At 44.3% G+C, this 20,249-nt stretch carries 24 protein-coding genes; 20 read left to right on the top strand and 4 right to left on the bottom strand.

Going from position 1 to position 20,249, the window contains the following annotated elements; genetic code table 11:
* Positions 1-15: 15 nt before the first annotated feature.
* The 12 genes from DX060_RS07160 to DX060_RS07095 all read left to right on the top strand — a co-directional run bounded on the left by DX060_RS07160 (position 16) and on the right by DX060_RS07095 (position 10,512).
* Positions 16-2,859, top strand: coding sequence for a helicase-related protein (locus DX060_RS07160; RefSeq protein WP_115011813.1), 2,844 nt, complete (start codon positions 16-18; stop codon positions 2,857-2,859).
* Complete coding sequence (locus tag DX060_RS11400) at positions 2,856-3,611, top strand: hypothetical protein (RefSeq protein ID WP_181814230.1); 756 nt, start codon at positions 2,856-2,858, stop codon at positions 3,609-3,611. Before DX060_RS07160 ends, DX060_RS11400 begins: the two co-directional genes overlap by 4 nt.
* Before the next feature lie 27 nt (positions 3,612-3,638).
* Positions 3,639-7,628 (top strand): Eco57I restriction-modification methylase domain-containing protein, encoded by a 3,990-nt coding sequence (locus tag DX060_RS07145; protein WP_115011810.1) that lies wholly within the window; start codon positions 3,639-3,641, stop codon positions 7,626-7,628.
* 48 nt (positions 7,629-7,676) lie between these two features.
* Positions 7,677-7,895, top strand: coding sequence for a hypothetical protein (locus DX060_RS07140; RefSeq protein ID WP_115011809.1), 219 nt, complete (start codon positions 7,677-7,679; stop codon positions 7,893-7,895).
* Positions 7,888-8,172: a type II toxin-antitoxin system RelE/ParE family toxin gene (locus DX060_RS07135; protein ID WP_115011808.1), complete on the top strand. Its 285-nt coding sequence runs from the start codon at positions 7,888-7,890 to the stop codon at positions 8,170-8,172. Before DX060_RS07140 ends, DX060_RS07135 begins: the two co-directional genes overlap by 8 nt.
* Before the next feature lie 89 nt (positions 8,173-8,261).
* Positions 8,262-8,459, top strand: coding sequence for a type II restriction endonuclease (locus DX060_RS07130; protein WP_258552248.1), 198 nt, complete (start codon positions 8,262-8,264; stop codon positions 8,457-8,459).
* Between the two features lie 47 nt (positions 8,460-8,506).
* Positions 8,507-8,809 (top strand): hypothetical protein, encoded by a 303-nt coding sequence (locus DX060_RS07125; protein ID WP_115011806.1) that lies wholly within the window; start codon positions 8,507-8,509, stop codon positions 8,807-8,809.
* Positions 8,704-8,916 (top strand): hypothetical protein, encoded by a 213-nt coding sequence (locus DX060_RS12055; RefSeq protein WP_115011805.1) that lies wholly within the window; start codon positions 8,704-8,706, stop codon positions 8,914-8,916. Before DX060_RS07125 ends, DX060_RS12055 begins: the two co-directional genes overlap by 106 nt.
* A 338-nt stretch (positions 8,917-9,254) precedes the next feature.
* Entirely contained in the window at positions 9,255-9,566 is a 312-nt protein-coding gene (locus DX060_RS07115; protein WP_115011804.1) for a hypothetical protein, read from the top strand.
* On the top strand, positions 9,550-9,849 hold the full coding sequence (locus DX060_RS07110; protein ID WP_258552247.1) for a type II toxin-antitoxin system RelE family toxin: 300 nt from the start codon (positions 9,550-9,552) through the stop codon (positions 9,847-9,849). The genes DX060_RS07115 and DX060_RS07110 overlap by 17 nt, the downstream gene beginning before the upstream one ends.
* Before the next feature lie 170 nt (positions 9,850-10,019).
* Positions 10,020-10,247, top strand: a complete 228-nt coding sequence (locus DX060_RS07100; protein ID WP_115011803.1) for a hypothetical protein — start codon at positions 10,020-10,022, stop codon at positions 10,245-10,247.
* Positions 10,234-10,512, top strand: a complete 279-nt coding sequence (locus DX060_RS07095; RefSeq protein WP_115011802.1) for a type II toxin-antitoxin system YafQ family toxin — start codon at positions 10,234-10,236, stop codon at positions 10,510-10,512. The genes DX060_RS07100 and DX060_RS07095 overlap by 14 nt, the downstream gene beginning before the upstream one ends.
* A gap of 48 nt (positions 10,513-10,560) precedes the next feature.
* Here DX060_RS07095 and DX060_RS11395 read toward each other — a convergent pair whose 3' ends face one another.
* On the bottom strand, positions 10,561-10,722 hold the full coding sequence (locus DX060_RS11395) for a hypothetical protein (RefSeq protein ID WP_181814229.1): 162 nt from the start codon (positions 10,720-10,722) through the stop codon (positions 10,561-10,563).
* A 222-nt stretch (positions 10,723-10,944) separates the two neighbouring features.
* Entirely contained in the window at positions 10,945-12,105 is a 1,161-nt protein-coding gene (gene metK / locus DX060_RS07085) for a methionine adenosyltransferase (RefSeq protein WP_115011801.1), read from the bottom strand.
* Between the two features lie 227 nt (positions 12,106-12,332).
* On the opposite strand from metK, the gene pstA reads away from it, so the two are divergent.
* The 4 genes from pstA to DX060_RS11390 all read left to right on the top strand — a co-directional run bounded on the left by pstA (position 12,333) and on the right by DX060_RS11390 (position 14,957).
* Positions 12,333-13,250 (top strand): phosphate ABC transporter permease PstA, encoded by a 918-nt coding sequence (gene pstA, locus DX060_RS07080; RefSeq protein WP_115011800.1) that lies wholly within the window; start codon positions 12,333-12,335, stop codon positions 13,248-13,250.
* Between the two features lie 18 nt (positions 13,251-13,268).
* Positions 13,269-14,051 (top strand): phosphate ABC transporter ATP-binding protein PstB, encoded by a 783-nt coding sequence (gene pstB / locus DX060_RS07075; RefSeq protein WP_115011799.1) that lies wholly within the window; start codon positions 13,269-13,271, stop codon positions 14,049-14,051.
* 30 nt (positions 14,052-14,081) lie between these two features.
* A complete protein-coding gene (locus DX060_RS07070; RefSeq protein WP_115011798.1) occupies positions 14,082-14,756 on the top strand; it encodes a response regulator transcription factor in 675 nt (224 codons plus the stop codon).
* Positions 14,757-14,819: 63 nt separating this feature from the next.
* The gene (locus tag DX060_RS11390) at positions 14,820-14,957 is read left to right on the top strand and encodes a hypothetical protein (RefSeq protein WP_181814228.1); all 138 of its coding nucleotides are present in this window, start codon (positions 14,820-14,822) and stop codon (positions 14,955-14,957) included.
* Between the two features lie 24 nt (positions 14,958-14,981).
* On the opposite strand, the gene DX060_RS07065 is transcribed toward DX060_RS11390, so the two are convergent.
* The gene (locus tag DX060_RS07065; RefSeq protein WP_147278793.1) at positions 14,982-16,097 is read right to left on the bottom strand and encodes a sensor histidine kinase; all 1,116 of its coding nucleotides are present in this window, start codon (positions 16,095-16,097) and stop codon (positions 14,982-14,984) included.
* 78 nt (positions 16,098-16,175) lie between these two features.
* The gene (locus tag DX060_RS07060) at positions 16,176-16,496 is read right to left on the bottom strand and encodes a c-type cytochrome (RefSeq protein WP_115011797.1); all 321 of its coding nucleotides are present in this window, start codon (positions 16,494-16,496) and stop codon (positions 16,176-16,178) included.
* Positions 16,497-16,663: 167 nt separating this feature from the next.
* Here DX060_RS07060 and DX060_RS07055 point away from each other — a divergent pair, with 167 nt between their 5' ends.
* From DX060_RS07055 to DX060_RS12050, 4 genes are all read left to right on the top strand, one after another.
* Positions 16,664-17,719 (top strand): flagellar basal body P-ring protein FlgI, encoded by a 1,056-nt coding sequence (locus DX060_RS07055; protein WP_408938836.1) that lies wholly within the window; start codon positions 16,664-16,666, stop codon positions 17,717-17,719.
* 220 nt (positions 17,720-17,939) lie between these two features.
* Positions 17,940-18,233, top strand: a complete 294-nt coding sequence (locus tag DX060_RS07050) for a Rod binding protein (RefSeq protein WP_115011796.1) — start codon at positions 17,940-17,942, stop codon at positions 18,231-18,233.
* Between the two features lie 61 nt (positions 18,234-18,294).
* The gene (locus DX060_RS07045) at positions 18,295-19,569 is read left to right on the top strand and encodes a glycosyltransferase (protein WP_258552246.1); all 1,275 of its coding nucleotides are present in this window, start codon (positions 18,295-18,297) and stop codon (positions 19,567-19,569) included.
* Between the two features lie 110 nt (positions 19,570-19,679).
* Positions 19,680-20,195, top strand: a complete 516-nt coding sequence (locus tag DX060_RS12050; RefSeq protein ID WP_258552244.1) for a glycosyltransferase — start codon at positions 19,680-19,682, stop codon at positions 20,193-20,195.
* Positions 20,196-20,249 lie beyond the last annotated feature (54 nt).

The raw sequence follows: 20,249 nt of genomic DNA, 5'->3' as shown, positions 1-20,249 counted from the left end.
AAAGACACAGATCAAGTGCGATTTTTCCTACAAGATCCCTATGATTTACGCATAGTTGATTACACAGAGCAGCTAGAGAGCTTACGCACCACGCGCAAGGCATATAGATTTATCAGCGACACGCCCACGCACATCGCTATGCTACAAGAAAAAAGCACTCTTATCCACGCAAAGCTCTATGTCTTCCACACCAAAGACACGCCAAATCGCACGCAAACTGCCATCATCGGCAGCTCAAATTTCACCGCCAGCGGATTAGGACTCTATGACAATAAGAGCAACAAAGAGCTAAACCTAGTATGCGACTCCAAAGCCGACACGCAAGCCGCCCTAGAGTATTTCTACCAAATGCTACACGCCTGCCAAGATAGCACCAAGCAAGTCCAAGAAGCCCTAAGCACGAGCTTTTTCTACCACAGCCCTAAGGATATTTTCGCCAAGCTCTATGCCCTGCTAGAGCACCCAGAAGCCGATCTAGATAGTGATGAAAATGCGCTTATAGAGCAAGGGAGCAAGGCATTTGGACTCTATCCTTTCCAGCAAAAAGCGGCAAAAGAGCTGCAAAAGCGGCTTAAAACCTACAAGGTAGCCCTATGCGCGGACTCTGTGGGCGCGGGTAAAACACTCACCGCCCTAGGCGTGCTAAGCGCATATAGCAATATTGTCATAATCACCCCTCCCAAGCTCTGTGCCCAGTGGGAGAGCTACTTTAGCCAAGCTCCGCAAAGCCCACACGACACATTTATAGCAGACCTTAGCTTCTGCACCCATATCATAAGCTACCACCAAGCCGCCAACCCAGATGAAAAAGTGCAAAAACTACTTAAATACGCCAGCCTTATCATCATCGATGAGAGCCACAATCTCCGCAACGGCTCGGCAAAATCACGCCAAAACCAATACGACAAGCTCCAAGCCAATCTCAGCAAATCCGCACGCCTGTTGCTCCTTAGCGCGACACCTATCAACAACAAAATCACCGATTTATCCAATCAACTAGCCCTAATCAACCCCACAATCACCATAGGCGGCGACACGCTAAACCTAGCTAGAGTCTGCGCCCAAGCAGACAAAGCCCTAGAGTCCAACGCCCCAATCCACAAGGACTTTTATAGGCTCACCCATACTATCTACACCACACAAAGCAGCGAGATAGAATCCCAGCTAAAGCTTTGGGGCAAGCACCTCCCCAAAGCCCACATCGCGCCCAAGCTCTTCCTATCAAGCGTGCCTAGTGGGATAGACTTTAGCTATGAAGAGCTTGTGCAAATCCTAGGACTTGGCGATGATAAGACAAGTGAGTCTATCAGCTTTAGTATCTATGACCCCTACCCCTTTCTCCCAGACTCCATTAGAGAAATCCTACAAGACAAGCAGCTAGAAAATCTAGGCGACTACACCACGCCAAGGGGCTTCCTAGCGATGAGCTTGCTAAAAGCCCTAGAATCCTCCCTAGATGCATTCTCCAAAATCCTAGGCACGATCATCGCCTACCACCGCAGCTTCCTCTCTGCCAAAGAGCTAGAAGAAAGGCAAGATGACTTGCTTGATGAAGATGCCGCGATCTTCCCCACAAGACTCAAGAAATGCTACGAATATGGCTATATCACCAAGCTATCTCCGCGCTTTAGAGAGCTATGTGAGCAGGATTTATCCAAGCTAGAATCTATCCTTGAAAGGATCTCCCCCTACAATGCGCAAAAGCACTTTGCTAGAAGCGAGAAATTTACCCAAGTATGCAAGATCATAGACGCCCTAGGCGAGAGTATCCACAGCCAGAAGCTCCTAATCTTTAGCGAGTCTATCATCACTTGCGAGACCATTAAGCAAAGCTTGCAGGCTAGCTACCCTAAGCTACACATAGCTAGCATTACAGGCGAGACCAAGACCAAAGAGTTTAATGCAAACAAGCGACTCTTCTCCCCCAAATCACAGAAATACACCCTAGCTAGCGGCGAAAAGCCCATAGATATTCTCGTAGCTAGCGACTGCATTAGCGAGGGGCAAAATCTCCAAGACTGCGCCAATCTCATCAATTGGGACATAGCCTTTAATCCCGTGCGTGCGATCCAGCGCATAGGGCGGATCTATCGTATCGGCAGCAGCCACGCACAGATACATATCTACCACTTTTTCCCACATATCAAGCTAGAATCCTACATCAAGCTAGAATCACGCATAGCCCACAAGACCCAAGCGGCAGCTACCACCACCACGCAGAAAAACTTCTTTGGCACAAGCCTTGAGCAAGAGCCAAGCCAGCAAGCCAGACAAGAAGCCTACCAAGCCCTAGATAGCAAGCTAAGCGCACTTGATGAGACCAAAGACTATCTCCTATCCCCAAGCTCTGTGCTAGGCTCTATGCTAAGCGAGAAGCACCAAAGCCACCTGCCAAATGGCATATTTTCTATCGCTAGATCAAGCTCCACAAGCGCAAGCACCCTAGCCCAGAATCTCATCTTTGCCGCCTTGCAAGATGAGAGTAAGAAAACTTACTACACCCTCTACAACTGCGCTAGCAAGAAGCTCCTGCCATCTGTGAGCGATAGCGACTGCAGCCGCAACCTCTCACAGCTTAGAGACTTTGCCAGCATAAACGAAGCCGATAAAGCGGAGTTTAGCTCCCTAGAGCGAGCCAGCCAAGATTATGAAAATATCGCTTTCTTGCAAGCTATTTTCAAAGATATAGCCAAAGATTTAGAAGCACAGATACTATCCCACAGCCAAGCCAGAGCCAGTATAAAAACGCGCGATAGCGGACTCTACTCTATCGAGAAAAAACGCTTTACACTCATTGCATTTTTGTTTGTCAATCCGGACTTTAGCGAGCTGGCAAACTATAAGGCAAAGAGTCTATGAGCACTTTTTCTAAGGGGGATTCGGTCTTGGGTGAGCAATGCGGCAGTGTTGCGAAAATTACTAAAGAAACATCGCCTACGGCGAGCGGTGTCCCTTGTTTTAGGGCAACCGCAGACTCTTGCTCCCCCCTAAAATCCTTAAAAAACACCGCTAGCACCACCGAAACTCCTAGAATCCTTGAAGAAGAAAATCAAGCTTCTCTGTCATTGCGAGCCGACAACGGCGGCGAAGCAATCCATAAAACCGCCCAAAAATCGCAAAGCGTAGCTTTTTTAGAAAAAGCGGATTCTAGCCCCAACGCCCTTTCTTGTCATATTGAGCCACAGGCGAAATATCTCTCGTCATTGCGAGATTTTGCGCTAGCAAAATCGTGGCAATCCACACCACCAAAACCACAAACCCTAGAATCCACTTTTGATACAAACGCACAAAAATCGCAAAGCGTAGCTTCTTTAGAAAAAGCGGATTCTAGTATGGATTGCCACGCAATCGCTACCGCGCTTGCTCGCAATGACAGCAAAAACGCCACTAAACAAAAAGTGGATAAAAAAGCGGATTCTAGGATTTTCACCCAAGCCACCCAGCCAGCCCACCACGATTCTAGGATTTGCGGTGGGGCTGTGGGAGCTTTGCGATTTTTGGGGAAGGTTAGCGAACTTGGCGTTCGTGCCTTTCACAAAAATCGCAACACTGCCGCATTGCCTACCCAAAACAAGCGAAGCGCAGTTTCTTTAGAAAGCCGAATCGCTTAAAGCCAAACCCAAACCAAAGGAGCAAAAATGACCCCCCATCTCTCCCCCCTATCCCACCACAAAGCTAGCCCCAAAGATCTAGCACAAAGCTTCAAAGCACTTATCTATGAGCTTTTCTCCCTAGAAGTAGCCCAAGCAGACGCGCAAGCCCTGCACGCCCTAGAGCAGAGCTATGGAGAGTTTGACTTTGGCGGCGCGATTGTATGCTTTGCCTCTGCTGCTAGCAGCGAGACTCTCTCTAGCTCTAGCCTAGGGCATACAAACCTAGCCTTTAGCCTTATCTGCTCAAAGCCTAGTGCCACACTCTCCAAATCTCTCTATGCCAAAGCCACCCAAGCCATAAACCGCGCCATCCCCTCCTACAACATCATCTTCTTCCTAAATCCGCAAGAAGACCTACTTACCATAAGCTTCGCCACGCGCAGAGAGCATAAGCGCGCCGCAGACCAAGATGTGCTAGAAAGAGTCATAATCATCAAAGATCTATCCCTACTCTCCCCTAGCAAAGGGCATTTGCGCAATCTTGACTCCATAGCCAAAGCCTCCAAGCATAAGAAGCAAATGCCCACGCCTATTGATCAGCTCTACCAAGAGAGCATTAAAGCCCTAAGCATAGAAAGCTTAAATGAAAAATTCTACCAAGAGGTTGTGGGGATTTTTATCGCGCTGATAGACTCTATCCAGCTCCCCACTCCGTCATTGCGAGCGAGCGAAGCGACCGAAGCAATCCACCCCACTCCGTCATTGCGAGGCGAAGCCGAAGCAATCCATAAATCAAAAGCGGATTCTAGCGATGAAGCTATGGATTGCCACGCGGACAAGTCCGCTCGCAATGACAAGAAAAAAGCGGATTCTAGCAACGAAGCGGATTCTAAGAAAACCGCTCAAAATCTAAGCGAGCAAGCAAAGGATTCTAGGATTTGCGATGAGAAATCGGGGCTTTGCGAGCACTCTCAAGGGCGCGCACTTGGCGTGCGTAACCGCCGAGAGTGTGAAGCAATCGCCGATTTATCGCGCAAAGCCGAATCCACCAGCCAAGCCTCCCAAGACAACACTAAACGCGAATTCTCCCTCCGCCTCCTCTCCCGCCTGCTTTTTTGCAAATTCCTAGAGAAAAAGGGCATTATAGATACAGCCATTTTTAGCACCACCCTAAGCGGCAATTACTACCACGAAGTCCTAGAGCCGCTCTTTTTCTCCACGCTAAACACCCCCAAAAACGCCCGAGACTACGCCCTGCTAGACCCACACATAGCCGCCCTTTTAGAGCAGATCCCCTACCTAAACGGCGGGCTTTTCGCCCCACAGGCAAGCGACTTCTACTCCCCAAGCCGCCCCACCGCCTACCACACCACCCTAAAAGTCCCCAACACCCCCTTAGCCGAGCTTTTCACCCTGCTTGAAAGCTACCACTTCAGCATTGATGAATCCACCCCAGACGCCCAAGAAGTAGGGCTAAACCCAGAGCTTTTGGGTATGGTGTTTGAGAGCCTTTTGAGCGAGCTATTTACTGATAATCGCAAGGACTCTACTAGCTCATTGCGTAAATCGACAGGGAGCTACTATACACCGAGGGAGATTGTGCAGTATATGTGTCGCACTTCTCTCTACCAATACCTTTTGTCTAAAATGGATTCAGCTTTTGGGCTAGAATCGCGGATTTCATCGCCGCGCTTGTGCGATAGCCACTCAAGGCTTATCTCCGCGCGCGGCTCGAAAAGCCACGATTCTAGCTCCAAAATCTTAGAATCCACAAGCAGCGATAAAACAGCCGCGCAAAAATCCTGCCGCGAGCAGACCGCCCTTTCCCCGTCATTGCGAGCTTTGCGAGAGCAAAGCGTGGCAATCCATAAATCAAAAGTGGATTCTAGTGTGGATTGCCACGCGGACAAGTCCGCTCGCAATGACAGCAAAAACGCCGCAAATAAAAAAGCGGATTCTAGGAATGAAGCACAAAATCTAAACGACTCACAGGCGGAAGGATTTGCCGATGATTTTGTGGGTTGTCAAGGCGTGGGCGAAGGGATTTACCTAAGCGGTAATGAGCAAGCCCACGCCGCAGACTCCCGCAAAAGCGCGGCAAAGCCAACGCCAGAAACTCTACACGCCCTAATTTTCCACCAAGACCCATCACACCTACCCCCAACCACACACGCCCAAATCCTAGCCGCCCTATCCACCCTAAAAGTCCTAGACCCAGCCTGTGGCAGCGGGGCATTCCCCATAGGGCTTATGCAAGAGATCCTAGACCTCCAAGACCTGCTAGGCGACACCCGCTCCCCCTACACCCGCAAGCTAGAAATACTGCAGAGCAACATCTACGGCATAGACATTCAGCCTATGGCGACAGAGATTTCACGCTTGCGCTGCTTCCTATCGCTCATAGTCGATGAGTCCCCACACTCCATAGCCCCCCTGCCAAACTTAGAGTTCAAATTCCTAAGTGCCAATTCCCTGCTCCCACTGCCAAAAGACTCTATACTAGAGTATGATGGCTACCAAGCCGACAAGCAAAAGCTAGAGTCTATCCGCCAAGCTAACTTCACCGCAGACCTAAAGAGCAGAGAGAAGCTAAAGCAAGACTACCTAAAGACCGCCGCCCACATAGCGAGAAACCTTATCCTACACGACCAAGGCGAGAGCCCATTGACACTATGGAATCCCTACGACCCACACTCTGTGGCAGGCTTTTTTGACAGCGAGTATATGTTTGGACTTCAAGGCTTTGACATCGTCATCGGCAATCCGCCGTATATATCTGCTCCAAATCAAATGAAAGATAAGTTTTTAGCCCAACAAAGAGAAACATTAAAAAATATTTCATACTACAAAACATTACACAAAAAATGGGATTTGTATATCCCTTTTATAGAGCGTGGATTGAAAATACTAAACTTCAATGGAATGTGTTCTATGATTATTCCATATCCCTACACAAATCAACCATACGCACAAAAAAGCAGAGAAAATGTTTTTAAAGATTTTAGCCTTGTAGAAATTGCCGACCTACACGAGTCAAAAGTCTTTAATGCTGAAGTTTTAAATTGTATCGTTTTTATACAAAACAACAATGCAAACAATGAAATTTTTATTTCAAAATTACATCATCATACTATTGAGCGTATTTATAAGAAGAATAGAAACATATTCATACAAGATGAAAAAAGTTTTATTTGGAATCTTACAGGTGAAAGAGAAATTGATAAATATCAAAAATTAAATACGCTAGGGGACTTCTGCTATATAAGCGTTGGTATGGGACTTCATTCAAGTGAATCTAATAAAAATTATAAATTTACAAAAAAAGATTTGATTAGTAGAACAATGGATAAAATCCATAATAGAGCATATATTGAAGGAAAAGATATTGAAAAATATCAAATAGTAAATGTTAAATACCTTGAATACAATACAGAACGCTGTCCATCACAATGTAGAGAACCAAGATTCCCAGAACTTTTTGAAGCAGAAAAACTTGTAATTAACAAAATAGGATATTTAAAGTCAGTCATAGACACTAACAAAACTATTTGCGACCAAACTATTAGGGTTTGTGTGCTGTGGCATAATCTTAAAAACATAAATAACAAAAGCATTATTTCAAGTATAAAAAAATTTTCTAACTTTGAACGAAATGACCTTGAAAACTTATCGCAACAAGTCAATTTATTATATTTGTTAGGGATACTTAATTCAAAATATATTGCTTTATTACTAGATGAAATAAGGGGAGTTGGAAATATTGATTTAAATCCAGAGTATCTAAGAAAAATCCCTATCCCCAAAATCACAGAATCCAACAAGCCCCTAGCGAATGAGATTATACAATGTGTAGAGCAGATTCTGTCATTGCGAGGCGAAGCCGAAGCAATCCAACCCCAATCGTCATTGCGAGCCGATGAAATCGGCGCGGCAATCCATAAGCAAAAAGAGCTAGAATCCAAAATTGACTCTTTAGTCTATAAACTCTATGACCTAAGCGAAACAGAAATCCACACCATAGATTCCAAAACATAAAAAACTAATGCTACAATCTAAGCCACACAAAACGATAAGGAAGAGCCTATGACGCTGATTATAGAAAATATCAAAGATGAGTTTCTGCCAGCCTATACCGAGCTAGTGAAAAACACAAATGCCATAATCATCGCACAGCACGATGATATGCAAAAGGCAGAGATACAAGAAGCTATCGCCGAGTTTGAAGCAGAGCAAAGAGAGGGTAAGACAAAGCGATACAAAAGCCTTGCAGAGTTTGAAAGGGCTATGCAAGCTAATGGATAGCCCAAAATATGAGCTAGAAACATCAAGTAGATTTGAAAAGCAGTATAAAAAGCTCTCCCAAGCCCAAAAGCTACAAGCAAAATCGCTGATAAATCGCCTGCTCTATGACCTACCCCTGGAGCCAAAGCACAAAGACCATAAGCTTATCGGCAATTATAGTGGATATAGAGAGTGCCATATAATGCCAGATTTGCTACTCGTGTATAAAAAAGATAAAGAAGCATTGCTACTCTCTTGCATACGCATAGGCAGCCATAGTGAGCTGTTTAAAAAATAGACCCTAAAGGCAAAAGTGGATTCTAGTATGGATTGCTTCAGCGTTGCTAATGACAAATAAAACGCTTTCCCCGTCATTGCGAGCGGTGCTTGCACCGCGCGGCAATCCACAAACCAAAAGCGGATTCTAGTGTGAAAGTGGATTGCCACGCTTTGCTTTACGCCAAAGCTCGCAATGACAGCAAAACCACCGACACCGCCGAGCTAGAATCCAAAATTGACTCTTTAGTTTATACACTCTACAATCTCACAAACGATGAGATAGAAATAATAGAATCCAAAACATAGAAAACTAATGCTAGAATCACGCCTTAAAGCAGTGCAGGAGACACGCAGTGAATGATAATGCAAGATTTGAGCTATGGAATACTACAAAGCAATCTATCCATAGCAAAACACACGCCAAAAACATACAACCACGCAGAATCTATTGGGTATCCATAGGGCAGAATGTAGGCAGTGAAGTCTATGGCAAGGACTCCACTTTCACGCGCCCTGTGCTTGTGCTAAATGTTTTTATAATCAGCTGTTTTTGGGAGTCCCCCTTAGCAGTAAAACTAAAGGCAAAAGCGGCAAACTCTATCATAAATTTGCCGATAGCAAGGGGAAGCTACAAGTCGCACTACTTGGGCAAATAAGGGTATTTGATAGCAAAAGGGTAGAAAGGCTACTTGCAAATGTGGATACTAAAGAATTCACACTGATAAAGCATAAAGTAAAGGAAAATATCATAGGAAAAGACTAAGGGCAGCACTAAAAGAAGTGAGTAACCCCTGCTCTAAGACAGGGAAACTTACCTTATACAAGTAAGCCGATGCTTTCTATCTCTAGAAAGTATGGGGGCGATTATAGATACCTACGCCTTAAAGTTGCTTTAATTGTTTGGGGAAGTGGATTCTAGTATGGATTGCTTCACTGCGTTGCTAATGACCACCCCCCTTTCCCAGTCATTGCGAAGCCCTTTAGGGCTGAAGCAATCCATAAAAAACAAGTGAATTCTCTTAACTAGGCTAATGGTTATTTTCTATAATTTGCTATATTTCGTAAGCTCAATAATAATAAAAGAAGCGGAAAGGGGTAGATATGATTGCAACAAACTATGACAAATATGCGAATATGAGCAGGCGGCAGCTTCTAAACTCTCTCCTAAATGCAGAAAAAAAGGAGCAGAAAATCAAAGCAGATTTAAATGCCAATAAAGAGCTTATTAAATTCCTAAAATCAAAAATGAAGGAGAGTTTAGATTCTCCAAAATATGAATTTGCTACACGAGAGCAATCTGGGCTTGACAAAATCGCAAATGAACTAAAAAGTCAAATGTCAAAACAAGAGCAAGAGCGATTAAAAATAGAAATAGAGCAAGAGATAAGCAGGGATTATGGCAATGAGCTATAACATTGCATACGAAAAGAAAGTTATTAAATTTTTAAAAAAATTAGCAAAATCAGCACCGAGAGAATTTGTAAAAATAGATATTTTTCTCAACGAAAGCTTGGCAACTTGCGAAAATCCTTGCACCCTACCAAATGCAAAGCATTTACAAGGCTTCAATGACAATCGCTACCGCTGGAGACTTGGGGATTATAGGATTATCGGCATTGTCAAAAATGATACTTTTCAAGTTATCCAAATTATCAAAGTAGCCAAAAGAGATGAAAACACCTACAAAGGCTTATAGATTGCCACGCAGAAAATAACGCTCGCAACGCACACAAGCTAGAATCCAAAATTGACTCTTTAGTCTATACACTCTACAACCTAAGCTATGATGAAATCGCAACCATAGATTCCAAAACATAGAAAACTAATGCTAGAATCTAAGCCACACAAAACGATAAGGAAGAGCCAATGACAATCACTATAGAAAACGCCAGCAAAGAGCTTTACACCGCGATAAAAAGTCTAGCAAAGATTGATAACGCAAAATGCAAGGTGCAAAAGCCAAAGCTTACAAAATTTGAAAAAGAGATTCTAAAGGCAAAAGCAGAGCTTGAAAAAGAGAGAGCAGCAGGCACGCTAAAGACTTACACCAATGTGGCTGAGTTTAGGAAGGCGATCGATAATGGCGAGCTATAATGTCAATTTCACAAAAAGCTTTATCAAAGACTACAAAAAGCTGCAAACAAAAGACAAAGATTTGACTGACGCGCTTATAGATAAGCTAACCACAGGTGCGACACTAGAGCCAAAGCACAAAGACCACGCGTTAAGTGGAAACTTGCAGGGCTTTAGAGAGCGTCATATTAAGCTAGATTTATTGCTAATCTATGAGCTATGTGATGATACTTTGCAGCTTAACGCCTTGCGTGTGGGAAGCCATAGCAAATTATTTAAAAAGTAGTAAGTTACAAAAGCTAGAATCCAAAATTGACAGCCTAGTCTATACACTCTACAATCTCACAAACGATGAGATAGAAACAATAGAAAAGGAGTAAAAGTGGATTCTAGTATGGATTGCTTCACTGCGTTCGCAATGACAAGTAAAACGCTTTTCTCCGTCATTGCGAGGCGTAGCCGAAGCAATCCATAAGTAAAAAGAGCTAGAATCCAAAATTGACTCTTTAGTCTATACACTCTACAACCTAAGCGATGATGAGATACATACCATACAAAGAGCTAATCCCCTGTCATTGCGAGCTGACAACGGCGACACGGCAAAGCAAGCGCAGCGAAGCTTCTTTAGAAAGCAAGCAATGCAAGTTCTTTAGAAGCAAGACAGCCTAAATTCTTTAGTAGCCAACAAACAATGCTCAAAACCGGATTCTAGGGCTTACTACTTCACTCCACAGAAATCTTTAATCGCTTCAACCTTATCAGTTTTCTCCCAAGAAAATTCAGGCAATTCTCGCCCAAAGTGTCCATACGCTGCAGTTTTGCGATAAATAGGGCGAAGCAAATCAAGTGATTCTATAATGCCTTTAGGCGTAAGTCTAAAGACCTTTTTCACGCACTCTGTCAGCACGGAGTCTTCTACTTTGCCTGTGCCTTGCGTATCTACAAGGATTGATATAGGCTCTACCACGCCGATAGCATAGGCTACTTGCACGACTGCTTTATCACACACGCCACTTGCTACAAGATTCTTAGCTACATAGCGAGCTGCATACGCCGCACTTCTATCTACCTTGCTAGGATCTTTCCCGCTAAATGCCCCGCCTCCGTGCGGACAGCTCCCGCCATAAGTATCCACGATGATTTTACGCCCGGTTAGCCCTGCATCGCCTTGTGGTCCGCCGATGACAAATTTGCCTGTGGGATTGACAAAATAACGAATATTATCGTTGAGATATTCTTGTGGGATCACCTTTTGCACGATTTCTTCAATGACTGCGTCTTTCAAATGTGTTTGCTGTGTCTCTGGACTGTGCTGCGTTGATATAACGATTGTATCAATGCCTACAGGCTTGCCATCTTCATAACGCACGGTAACTTGAGATTTGCCATCTGGGCGCAAAAAAGGCAGTGTGCCATCTTTGCGTTTTGTTGCTAAGCCTTCTGTAATGCGGTGTGAAAGCCAAATAGGCAAAGGCATAAGAGAGGGCGTCTCACGACACGCATAGCCAAACATAAGCCCTTGATCGCCAGCACCTATCTCGCCATCGGCTCTATCCACGCCTTGATTGATATCCGGGCTTTGCTCGCCAATGCCATTTAGCACCGCTGCACTGCGGTAGTCAAAGCCATAGAGCGCATCTGTGTAGCCGATTTCTTGCACGACTTTTCTAGCAATTTCTTGCATAGGGGCATATACGCTTGTCTTTAGCTCCCCAGCGATGACACAAAAGCCATTGCTTACAAGCGTCTCACACGCTACCCGTGCATTTTTATCTCGCTCAATGATGTAGTCAAGCACCGCATCACTGATTTGGTCTGCCATTTTATCTGGGTGTCCTTCTGTTACAGATTCTGAAGTGAAGAGAAACGATTTTTTCATAAACTCACCTTGTGTTTTGAGATTTTGGAGATGGAATACTAGCAAAAATTGTTAAACACAATATATGTTTAGTGATTTTTGACATACATTGCGCGTGGTCGATTTCTAAATGTTTCCGTATCTGCGTGGAGTTATAGGCATTTTACAAAGCCTTTACAATGTGGTGAAAGGCTTTTACATACTCACTTTATAATCCTAGCTAGATTCTTTAATACTCAAGGGACACTATGGCAAAAGCTCATACCACAAAGCTACCAAGCAAGCAAGCAAAGCTAAAGCCCCAAAAGCAAGCGACACAAACGCGTGGCACCACAGCCCACAATGATCTCTTATCACTTATCCTGCGAGTAAGTGTGTATATAGCCATCACACTTACGATCGCTGTCTTTGCGCTTATCGTGGGCTATATCCTGTATAGTGGGCTGCCGCATTTAAATGCCACGCTTTTTGAGTGGAAATACACCACAGAAAATGTCTCTATGCTCCCAGCTATCATCAATACCATTATAATCGTGGTCATATCCCTACTCTGCTCCGCGCCCATCGCCATTCTAGGAGCAATCTACCTACAAGAATACGCCAAGCCTGATTCGTGGTTTGTTGGCACGATCAATATGGCTTCAGAAACATTGGCTGGGATTCCATCTATCGTATATGGGCTGTTTGGCTTCATTGTTTTTGTCATCTATGTGTTTGATAATACTTTCACTATGCTAGCAGGGGCTTTTACCCTAAGCATTATGGTGCTGCCGCTGATCTTGCGCAACACCCAAGAAGCCCTAAAATGCGTGCCAGAGACTTACAAAGAAGCGGGCTTTGGGCTTGGTGCGCCAAAACTTGTGGTGTTATTTCGCATTATCCTGCCTTGTGCGGTAAGCGGCGTGCTATCTGGGGTGATTTTATCCATAGGGCGCATCATCAGCGAGAGTGCTGCGCTGCTCTATACATCAGGGAGTGTGGCGCAAGTGGCGGTAGCTATGGATTCTGGGCGGACACTTAGTGTGCATTTGTATCAATTACTTAATGAAGGGCTTTATATCAATCAAGCCGCCGCAAGTGCGGTGGTAATCTTGCTCGTGGTCATAGCTCTAAATCTCTTATCAAACTTTGTCGCTAAAAAGTTTAGCCCGCCTATGCCAGCATAACAACACCAAGGAGCAATAATGCAAAACGCCAAGTCTCAAGCCCCAAAATCAAAAGATATTTTCACGCTAAAAGGTATGAATCTCCACTATGGGGACTTCCACGCGCTTAAAAACATCAATCTCAACTTGCTCAAAAATGAAGTAAGTGCCTTTATCGGTCCAAGTGGTTGCGGCAAATCTAGCCTTCTGCGCTGCTTAAATCGTATGAATGACTTAGTAACTGATTGTCAAGTAAGTGGCAAAATCTTGCTTGAGGGCAAGGATATTTACAAAGACTACAATGTCAATATCCTGCGCAAGCGCGTGGGGATGGTGTTTCAAAAGCCAAATCCTTTCCCTATGAGCGTATATGACAACATCACTTTCGGTCCCAAAACCCACGGCATAAAGAAAAAAGCCGAGCTTGATGAAATAGTGGAGCGGTGCTTAAAAGGTGCGGCTTTGTGGAAAGAGCTTAAAGACCGCTTAAAAAAATCTGCCCTTGGGCTAAGTGGTGGGCAGCAGCAGCGACTCTGTATCGCACGCGCCCTTGCTGTCAATCCAGAAGTGCTACTAATGGACGAGCCTACAAGCGCACTAGACCCCATCTCTACGCTAAAGATCGAGGAGCTAGTCAGTGAGCTGAAGCAAAAATACACCATAGTAATCGTTACGCACAATATGCAGCAAGCCGCTAGAATCTCGGATAAAACAGCGTTTTTCTTGCTTGGAGAAGTGGTGGAGTTTGACACAACTTATGCGATGTTTAATAGCCCCAAAGACAAGCGCACTAAAGATTACATCGGCGGAAGATTTGGGTAAAATCTCACAAGATTTGCGATAAGGACTTATATGGTATATGTGCTAGAAGATGATAGCAGTATTTTGGAGCTTGTGCTATACGCGCTCTCAAGCCAAAATATCGAAGCCAAGGGCTTTGATAATGCGCTAGATTTTAATGCTAGCTTGACCAAAGAGCTGCCTGCGCTCATCGTGCTTGATTTAATGCTGCCCAATGAAAATGGCTTAAGTATCCTAAAACGCCTGCGGGAAAAGAGCAAGACACGCGACATACCTGTAATCATACTAAGCGCACTTGGCAGTGAATATGACAAGATCAAAGGTCTAGATCTAGGGGCTGATGACTATCTCTCAAAGCCTTTTAGTGCGCTAGAGCTACTTGCTAGGATCCGCGCCTTGCTGCGCCGCTATAATGGCGATGATTTTGGGGATTTGGTGCTAGATACACTCTCTCTATCGCCCAAACGCCACACAATCACTCTTGACAATCAAGAGATCAAAACCACCTTGAAAGAATTTGATCTGCTTGCCTGCTTGCTGAAAAATCCCGATAGGACATTTTCTAGGGAGGAGCTTTTGGAGCTTGTGTGGGGATATGAGCTTAGCGGAGAGACACGCACTGTGGATATGCATATCAACACCCTGCGCAATAAGCTTGGAAGCTTTGGGAAAAAGATTGAAACCATACGCGGTGTGGGATATAAGCTAAACACACAGCAAGCCTAGAATCCGTTTTTATAAAAGCTTAGGGCTGGCAGACTAGGATTATAGATTAAGCATTACGCTGCATTGATAGCCCTAGTCTTATCCCCTTCATTATGCGATCCTAGATTCTCGCATCTAAAGCCTAGAATCCACTTTTTGCCCATTGTGTTTTTTCATCATATTGTTATTGCAAGCCTGCATATAAGTAAAGCAGCGAGCTAAGCCAATCTATGATAATCAGCTAGCCTATACACTTACTTTAGGGAGATAGATTCTAAACTCCTTATCTTTGGCATTAAGCTCTATGTGCCCAGAATGCGCTTGGATAATGTGATTTGACAGAGCTAGCCCTAGCCCATTACCCTTAAGCTTGGTGGTAACAAATGGCTCAAAGAGAATGTTTGGATTATCAAAGGGCTTGCCATTATCTTTGATCAAAAAGCACACTTCCCCCTGTGTAATATCGCCCTCTAGCACTACTTGCCCGCATTCATTATCGCCCTCTTCTATCGCATCAATGGCATTAAATAAAAAATTCTGCAAAGCGATCAAGATCAAATCCTTATCCATATAGGCAACTTTATCGGCAAAAGCATAGTGAAATGCGATGTCTTTGCTAAAGCTATAACTTTTTACAAAGGCTTGCAGCTCATCTTGCAGCTCACAGATTCTTAGGGGCTGCTTATTGGCACTAATGCCTTTAGAAAACAGCAGTGTTGCTTTGATGATACGCTCCACGCGGAAAATGGACTTTTGCAGCTCATCGATGATGGGGAGCTGTGATTGTAGTGCTGATTTTTGCAATGTCGCTGCAAGCAAAGACATCGAGCCTATGGGATTGCGGATCTCGTGTGCCAAATGCGCGGAAATCTGCCCCATAGAAGCAAGTCTGGCTTGACGCTTTTGGCTTGTAATATCTGTGGCAGTAATTAGCAAGCGATTTTGAAAAGAGCTTGTTTGCACAAGGAAAATCCGCTTGTCGCACTCAATTTCTAAAGTGGATTCTAGGCTATCTTGGGGGTTTGCTTGTATCAATTCTACTATGTGTGAAATCTCTATCGCGCGAGTATTGCGGTAGAAAAAGCTCCCATCGTAATTATAGACCCAAATAGCTTGCGGCAGTGTCTCTATGAGCCATTCATACAGGGCTTTAGCATCTTTGACATCTTTTTCATAACGATAGCTAATGTTGATAAATTCTTCTAAAAGCTGCTTGATATTTTCTGGATTTTCTTGGATCTCGCGCAAAAAATCTTGTCCAAGCTTGTCGTCATTATCATTGCGATCTTGTGTAGGGTCTAGTAATTGTGCTGGATCTATCTGTGGGGATACGGATTTGTCTGTGTTTTTGGGAGATCTCAATCTAGTCTGCTTTGTAGTATTTGTAGTAGAAGTGCGCCCGCCGCTAAGCAGCAGACACAATGCTTATTTTTCTAAGACTTACTTTTTCAAAGTAGGGATATATTTTGCAAGCGCATCGATTTCTTCATCGCTTAGTGCTGCTGCTTGCCCCCACATTGTCGCGCCAAGACCGAAGTGATTCAAAGTCTTTGCCTTATATCCTAGAAGATCCTTTTTGATCTCTTCTTCTGTCATTGTATTTGTGATCTTGCTTTTACCAAGAGCTTGCTTCTCCATATTTGCCCCGTGGCACGCTTGGCACTTTGTCTTAATAATATCTGCTGGCGCAGCAGCATTTAGCGCAACAGCGCAGCCAAAAATCCCTAGTGTAGCAACGAACTTTTTTTGAAGTGAGTTCATAGACTTCTCCTTTAGTGTGAATGTGAGCCTAGATTCTACAACGAAAAAATAAATAAATACTATAAATATACATAAGTCAAAGCTATTTTGGCACAATATTTATGGAATCCTTTTTGCTTAGAATCCTAGCGATACCCATCAAATATGGCTTATCCTAAGGAGAGATAATGACTGCAAGAATGCACAAGCAATGCCACCGCTACATAATGACAGCGATATTTTTGCTGCTTTTTAGCACGCAAGCCTATGCGGAAAAAATCGGCGATATAGCCAATATCGTAGGTGTGAGAAGCAATCAGCTAATCGGCTATGGACTAGTTATCGGGCTTAATGGCACGGGCGATAAAACTAGCTCAAAATTTACTATGCAATCCATCGCCAATATGCTTGAAGGCGTGAATGTCAAGGTAAGCCCAGAGAGCATAAAGTCCAAAAATGTCGCTGCGGTGGTCGTTACCGCAAATCTCCCGGCGTTTGCTAGACAGGGTGATAAGCTTGATATACAAATTTCTTCCATAGGCGATGCCAAATCCCTAGAATCCGGAATTTTAGTGATGACTCCACTGACCGCAGTAGATGGCAATATCTATGCCATAGCGCAAGGCGCGGTGAGCACAGGCAGCTCGAGCAATCTCCTAAATGCCACGATCGCTCAAGGTGCCGTTGTAGAGCGCGAAGTCGCTTATAATCTAAGCAATCAGCAAGATCTAACCCTAAGCCTAAAGACTTCAAACTTCCAAAATGCTATCAAAATCCAGCAAGTGCTAAATAGCACCTTTGGCGAGCAAAGTGCCATAGCCATAGACTCTCGCACGATCAAGCTAAATCGCCCAGAAAATCTAACCCCTGTGGAGTTCCTAGCCCTACTCCAAGAAGTGCAGATTGATTACACAATGGGTAGCAAAATCATCATCGATGAAAAGTCCGGCACGATTGTCGCAGGGATCGACATACCTGTGCGTCCTGTGGTGGTTACAAGCGGTGATATAACGCTAAAAATCACCAATGAACCCTTGCTTGATGAAAAAGGCGCGCAAAAGCTGGATTCTACGACAAGCTTTGATCCCAATAGCACGACAATCAGTGCGAGCGAGCCCAACACGACTATATCTAATGTCGTCAAAGCCTTGCAAAAAATGGGCGCAAGCCCAAAGAGTATGATCTCTATCCTAGAGGCTATGCGCCAAAGTGGTGCGATCGCCGCGCCGATAGAGGTTCTATGAGAAAGGTGGATTCTAGGGCTGTGTGGATTTCACACTTAGCCCCTTTTCTTCTAGGATTCTAGGAATTGTGGTGGGGCTGTGGTTGTTTTGCACGAATTTTAGGGTAGAGCTAGACTAGAGGTCTGCGGCTGCCCTAAAATCGTGCAATCAATCACATTGCCTACCCAAGACCGAATCCATAAGACTAGAATCCACTTTTTAACACATTAAAGGAGCAACAATGAAAATCGACACAAGCAGCACCCTAGCAGCCTACCAAGCAAGCAAAACCCCAAGCATTAGCAAAACTAGCGATGATGCAAAGCTAAAAGAGCAGACCGATGCCTTTGAAGCGATTTTGCTAAAGTTTATGCTCGATACTTCGCTCAATCTTAAAAATCCACTCTACCCTAAGCAGCCCGGCAGCGACATCTACCAAGGAATGTATAAAGACACGCTTGCTAGCCACCTATCCGGGGGCTTTGGATACAGTCAAGCCCTCTTTGACTGGCTTAAAGAGCAGCAAAAGGGCTAGACTTGCACAGACATACAAATACGCTACAATACGCGCCTAAACTAATCCATAGGGCTTTTTGATGAGAGTTGTGCATATCACTAGTCTAGATAATGGCGGAGCTGGTAGAGCTTGCATAAGGCTACATAAAGCCCTGCTAGAAGCAGGGGTGGATTCTATTGTTCTCACGCAGACTAAAACAGGCGACACGCCGCAGGTCAAACAGCTTGCTCAAACAAAGCCTCAAAAGCTTGTCGCTAAAATCCGCCCTTTTCTATCCCAGCTTCCGCTTATGGCTTACCCAAAACGAGTAAAAGACATATTCTCCCCTAATCTCCCCATTTTTACCCCAAGCAATCATCTGCTTATCTCAACGATAAAAGCCCTAAAACCAGACATCGTGCATTTACACTGGGTGGAAAATGGCTTTTTTAGTATCAAAGACTTACAATCCATACAAGCCCCTATACTATGGAGCTTACACGATGCCAACCCCTACACAGGCGGCTGCCACGTAGTGGCAGCCGCCTGTGTAGGGGTTGGCACTCGTTGTAAAAGCTGCCCCTTGCTTAAATCTACCTATCCGTTTGACATAAGCTTTTGGACATTTAAGCGTAAAGCAAAGACCTATGCCAAGCTAAAAAATCTTACCATCAATGGCTTATCTCGCTGGATAGCACAAAGTGCCAAAGACTCTAGCCTATTAAGCTCTAAGCCTATTATCAATCTGCCAAATCCCATTGACACACGCATTTATCGCCCCATACAAAAATCCCTAGCACGAGAAATGCTGCATATCCACACGCCTAAAAAAATCATAAGCTTTGGTGCCATTGGTGCGACTTCAACGCCACGCAAAGGCTTTAATGAGCTAAAAGCCGCGCTAGATTGTCTCCCGAAAAATCTTAAAGATAAGTGTGAATTGCTCGTCTTTGGCTCTAGTGAAGGGCAAAATCTACAAGATATACCCACACATTATGTAGGCACACTGCACGATGATATTGCTTTGGCTTTGTTGTATAGCGCAAGTGATGTGTTTATTATGCCAAGCCATTTAGAATCCTTTGGGCAAACCGCCCTTGAAGCCCTAGCCTGTGGCACACCTGTTGTGGCATTTGATACAAGTGGGCTAAAAGACATTATCACTCATAAACACAATGGCTATCTTGCCAAATGCTATGACACAAACGATTTAGCAAGAGGTATAGAGTGGATTTTAAGCCTTGAAACAGCTAAGTATGAAGCTCTCGCTCACAATGCTCGCTCTTCTGCGATAAAAGCTTTTGAATCTTCAAAAGTCGCCCACGCTTATATTGACACTTACGCACAATTAGCTGGGGGGGGGGGGGGGCAGTAGATAAAACTTGGCTTATTTCTATTGCCAAGCATACTTTACATACGCTATTCCCCCATATTTTTGCACAGCCTACTTACTACATCGGCTTTGGTGCGATTGGTGGGGCTAGTGTGGGAAGAAAGGGCTTTAACGAGTTAAAAATTGCCCTAGAAAATCTCCCTTCTAACCTTAAATCACAATGTGAGCTACTTGTCTTTGGCGGAGAAGCCCCACAGATTCAAGGGATTAAATCCCACACACTAGGCTTTCTCCACGATGACTACGCTCTATCCTTTGCCTTTAATGCTTGTGATATATTTGTCGCTCCAAGCTTGGCAGAAAATCTAAGCAATGTCATTATGGAATCCTTAGCCTGTGGCACACCTGTCGTGGCATTTGACATCGGCGGCAATGGTGATATGATTACCCACAAGCATAATGGCTACCTAGCACCGCTTGCAAATGACTCTAACACACTAGGAGAGGGTATAGAGTGGATTTTAAGCCAAGATGCAAAAGCCTATGCCACACTTGCCCACAATGCTAGAGTCTCTTCTTTGAGATTTGAATCTGCAAAAATAGCACATACCTATATCAATACTTATGTATTTTTAACGGGGGGGGGGGGAGCAATCATAGATTCTTAAGTCTTTTTTTACAATTCTCATATTTTCCAGATTCCACAAGTTTCTTAGATTATC

The organism is Helicobacter canis (assembly GCF_900451095.1).
In the GTDB taxonomy this organism is placed as follows: domain Bacteria; phylum Campylobacterota; class Campylobacteria; order Campylobacterales; family Helicobacteraceae; genus Helicobacter_B; species Helicobacter_B zhangjianzhongii.
Note: the sequence above shows the minus strand (reverse complement) of the source record. Positions and strands in the feature narration are given on the sequence as shown.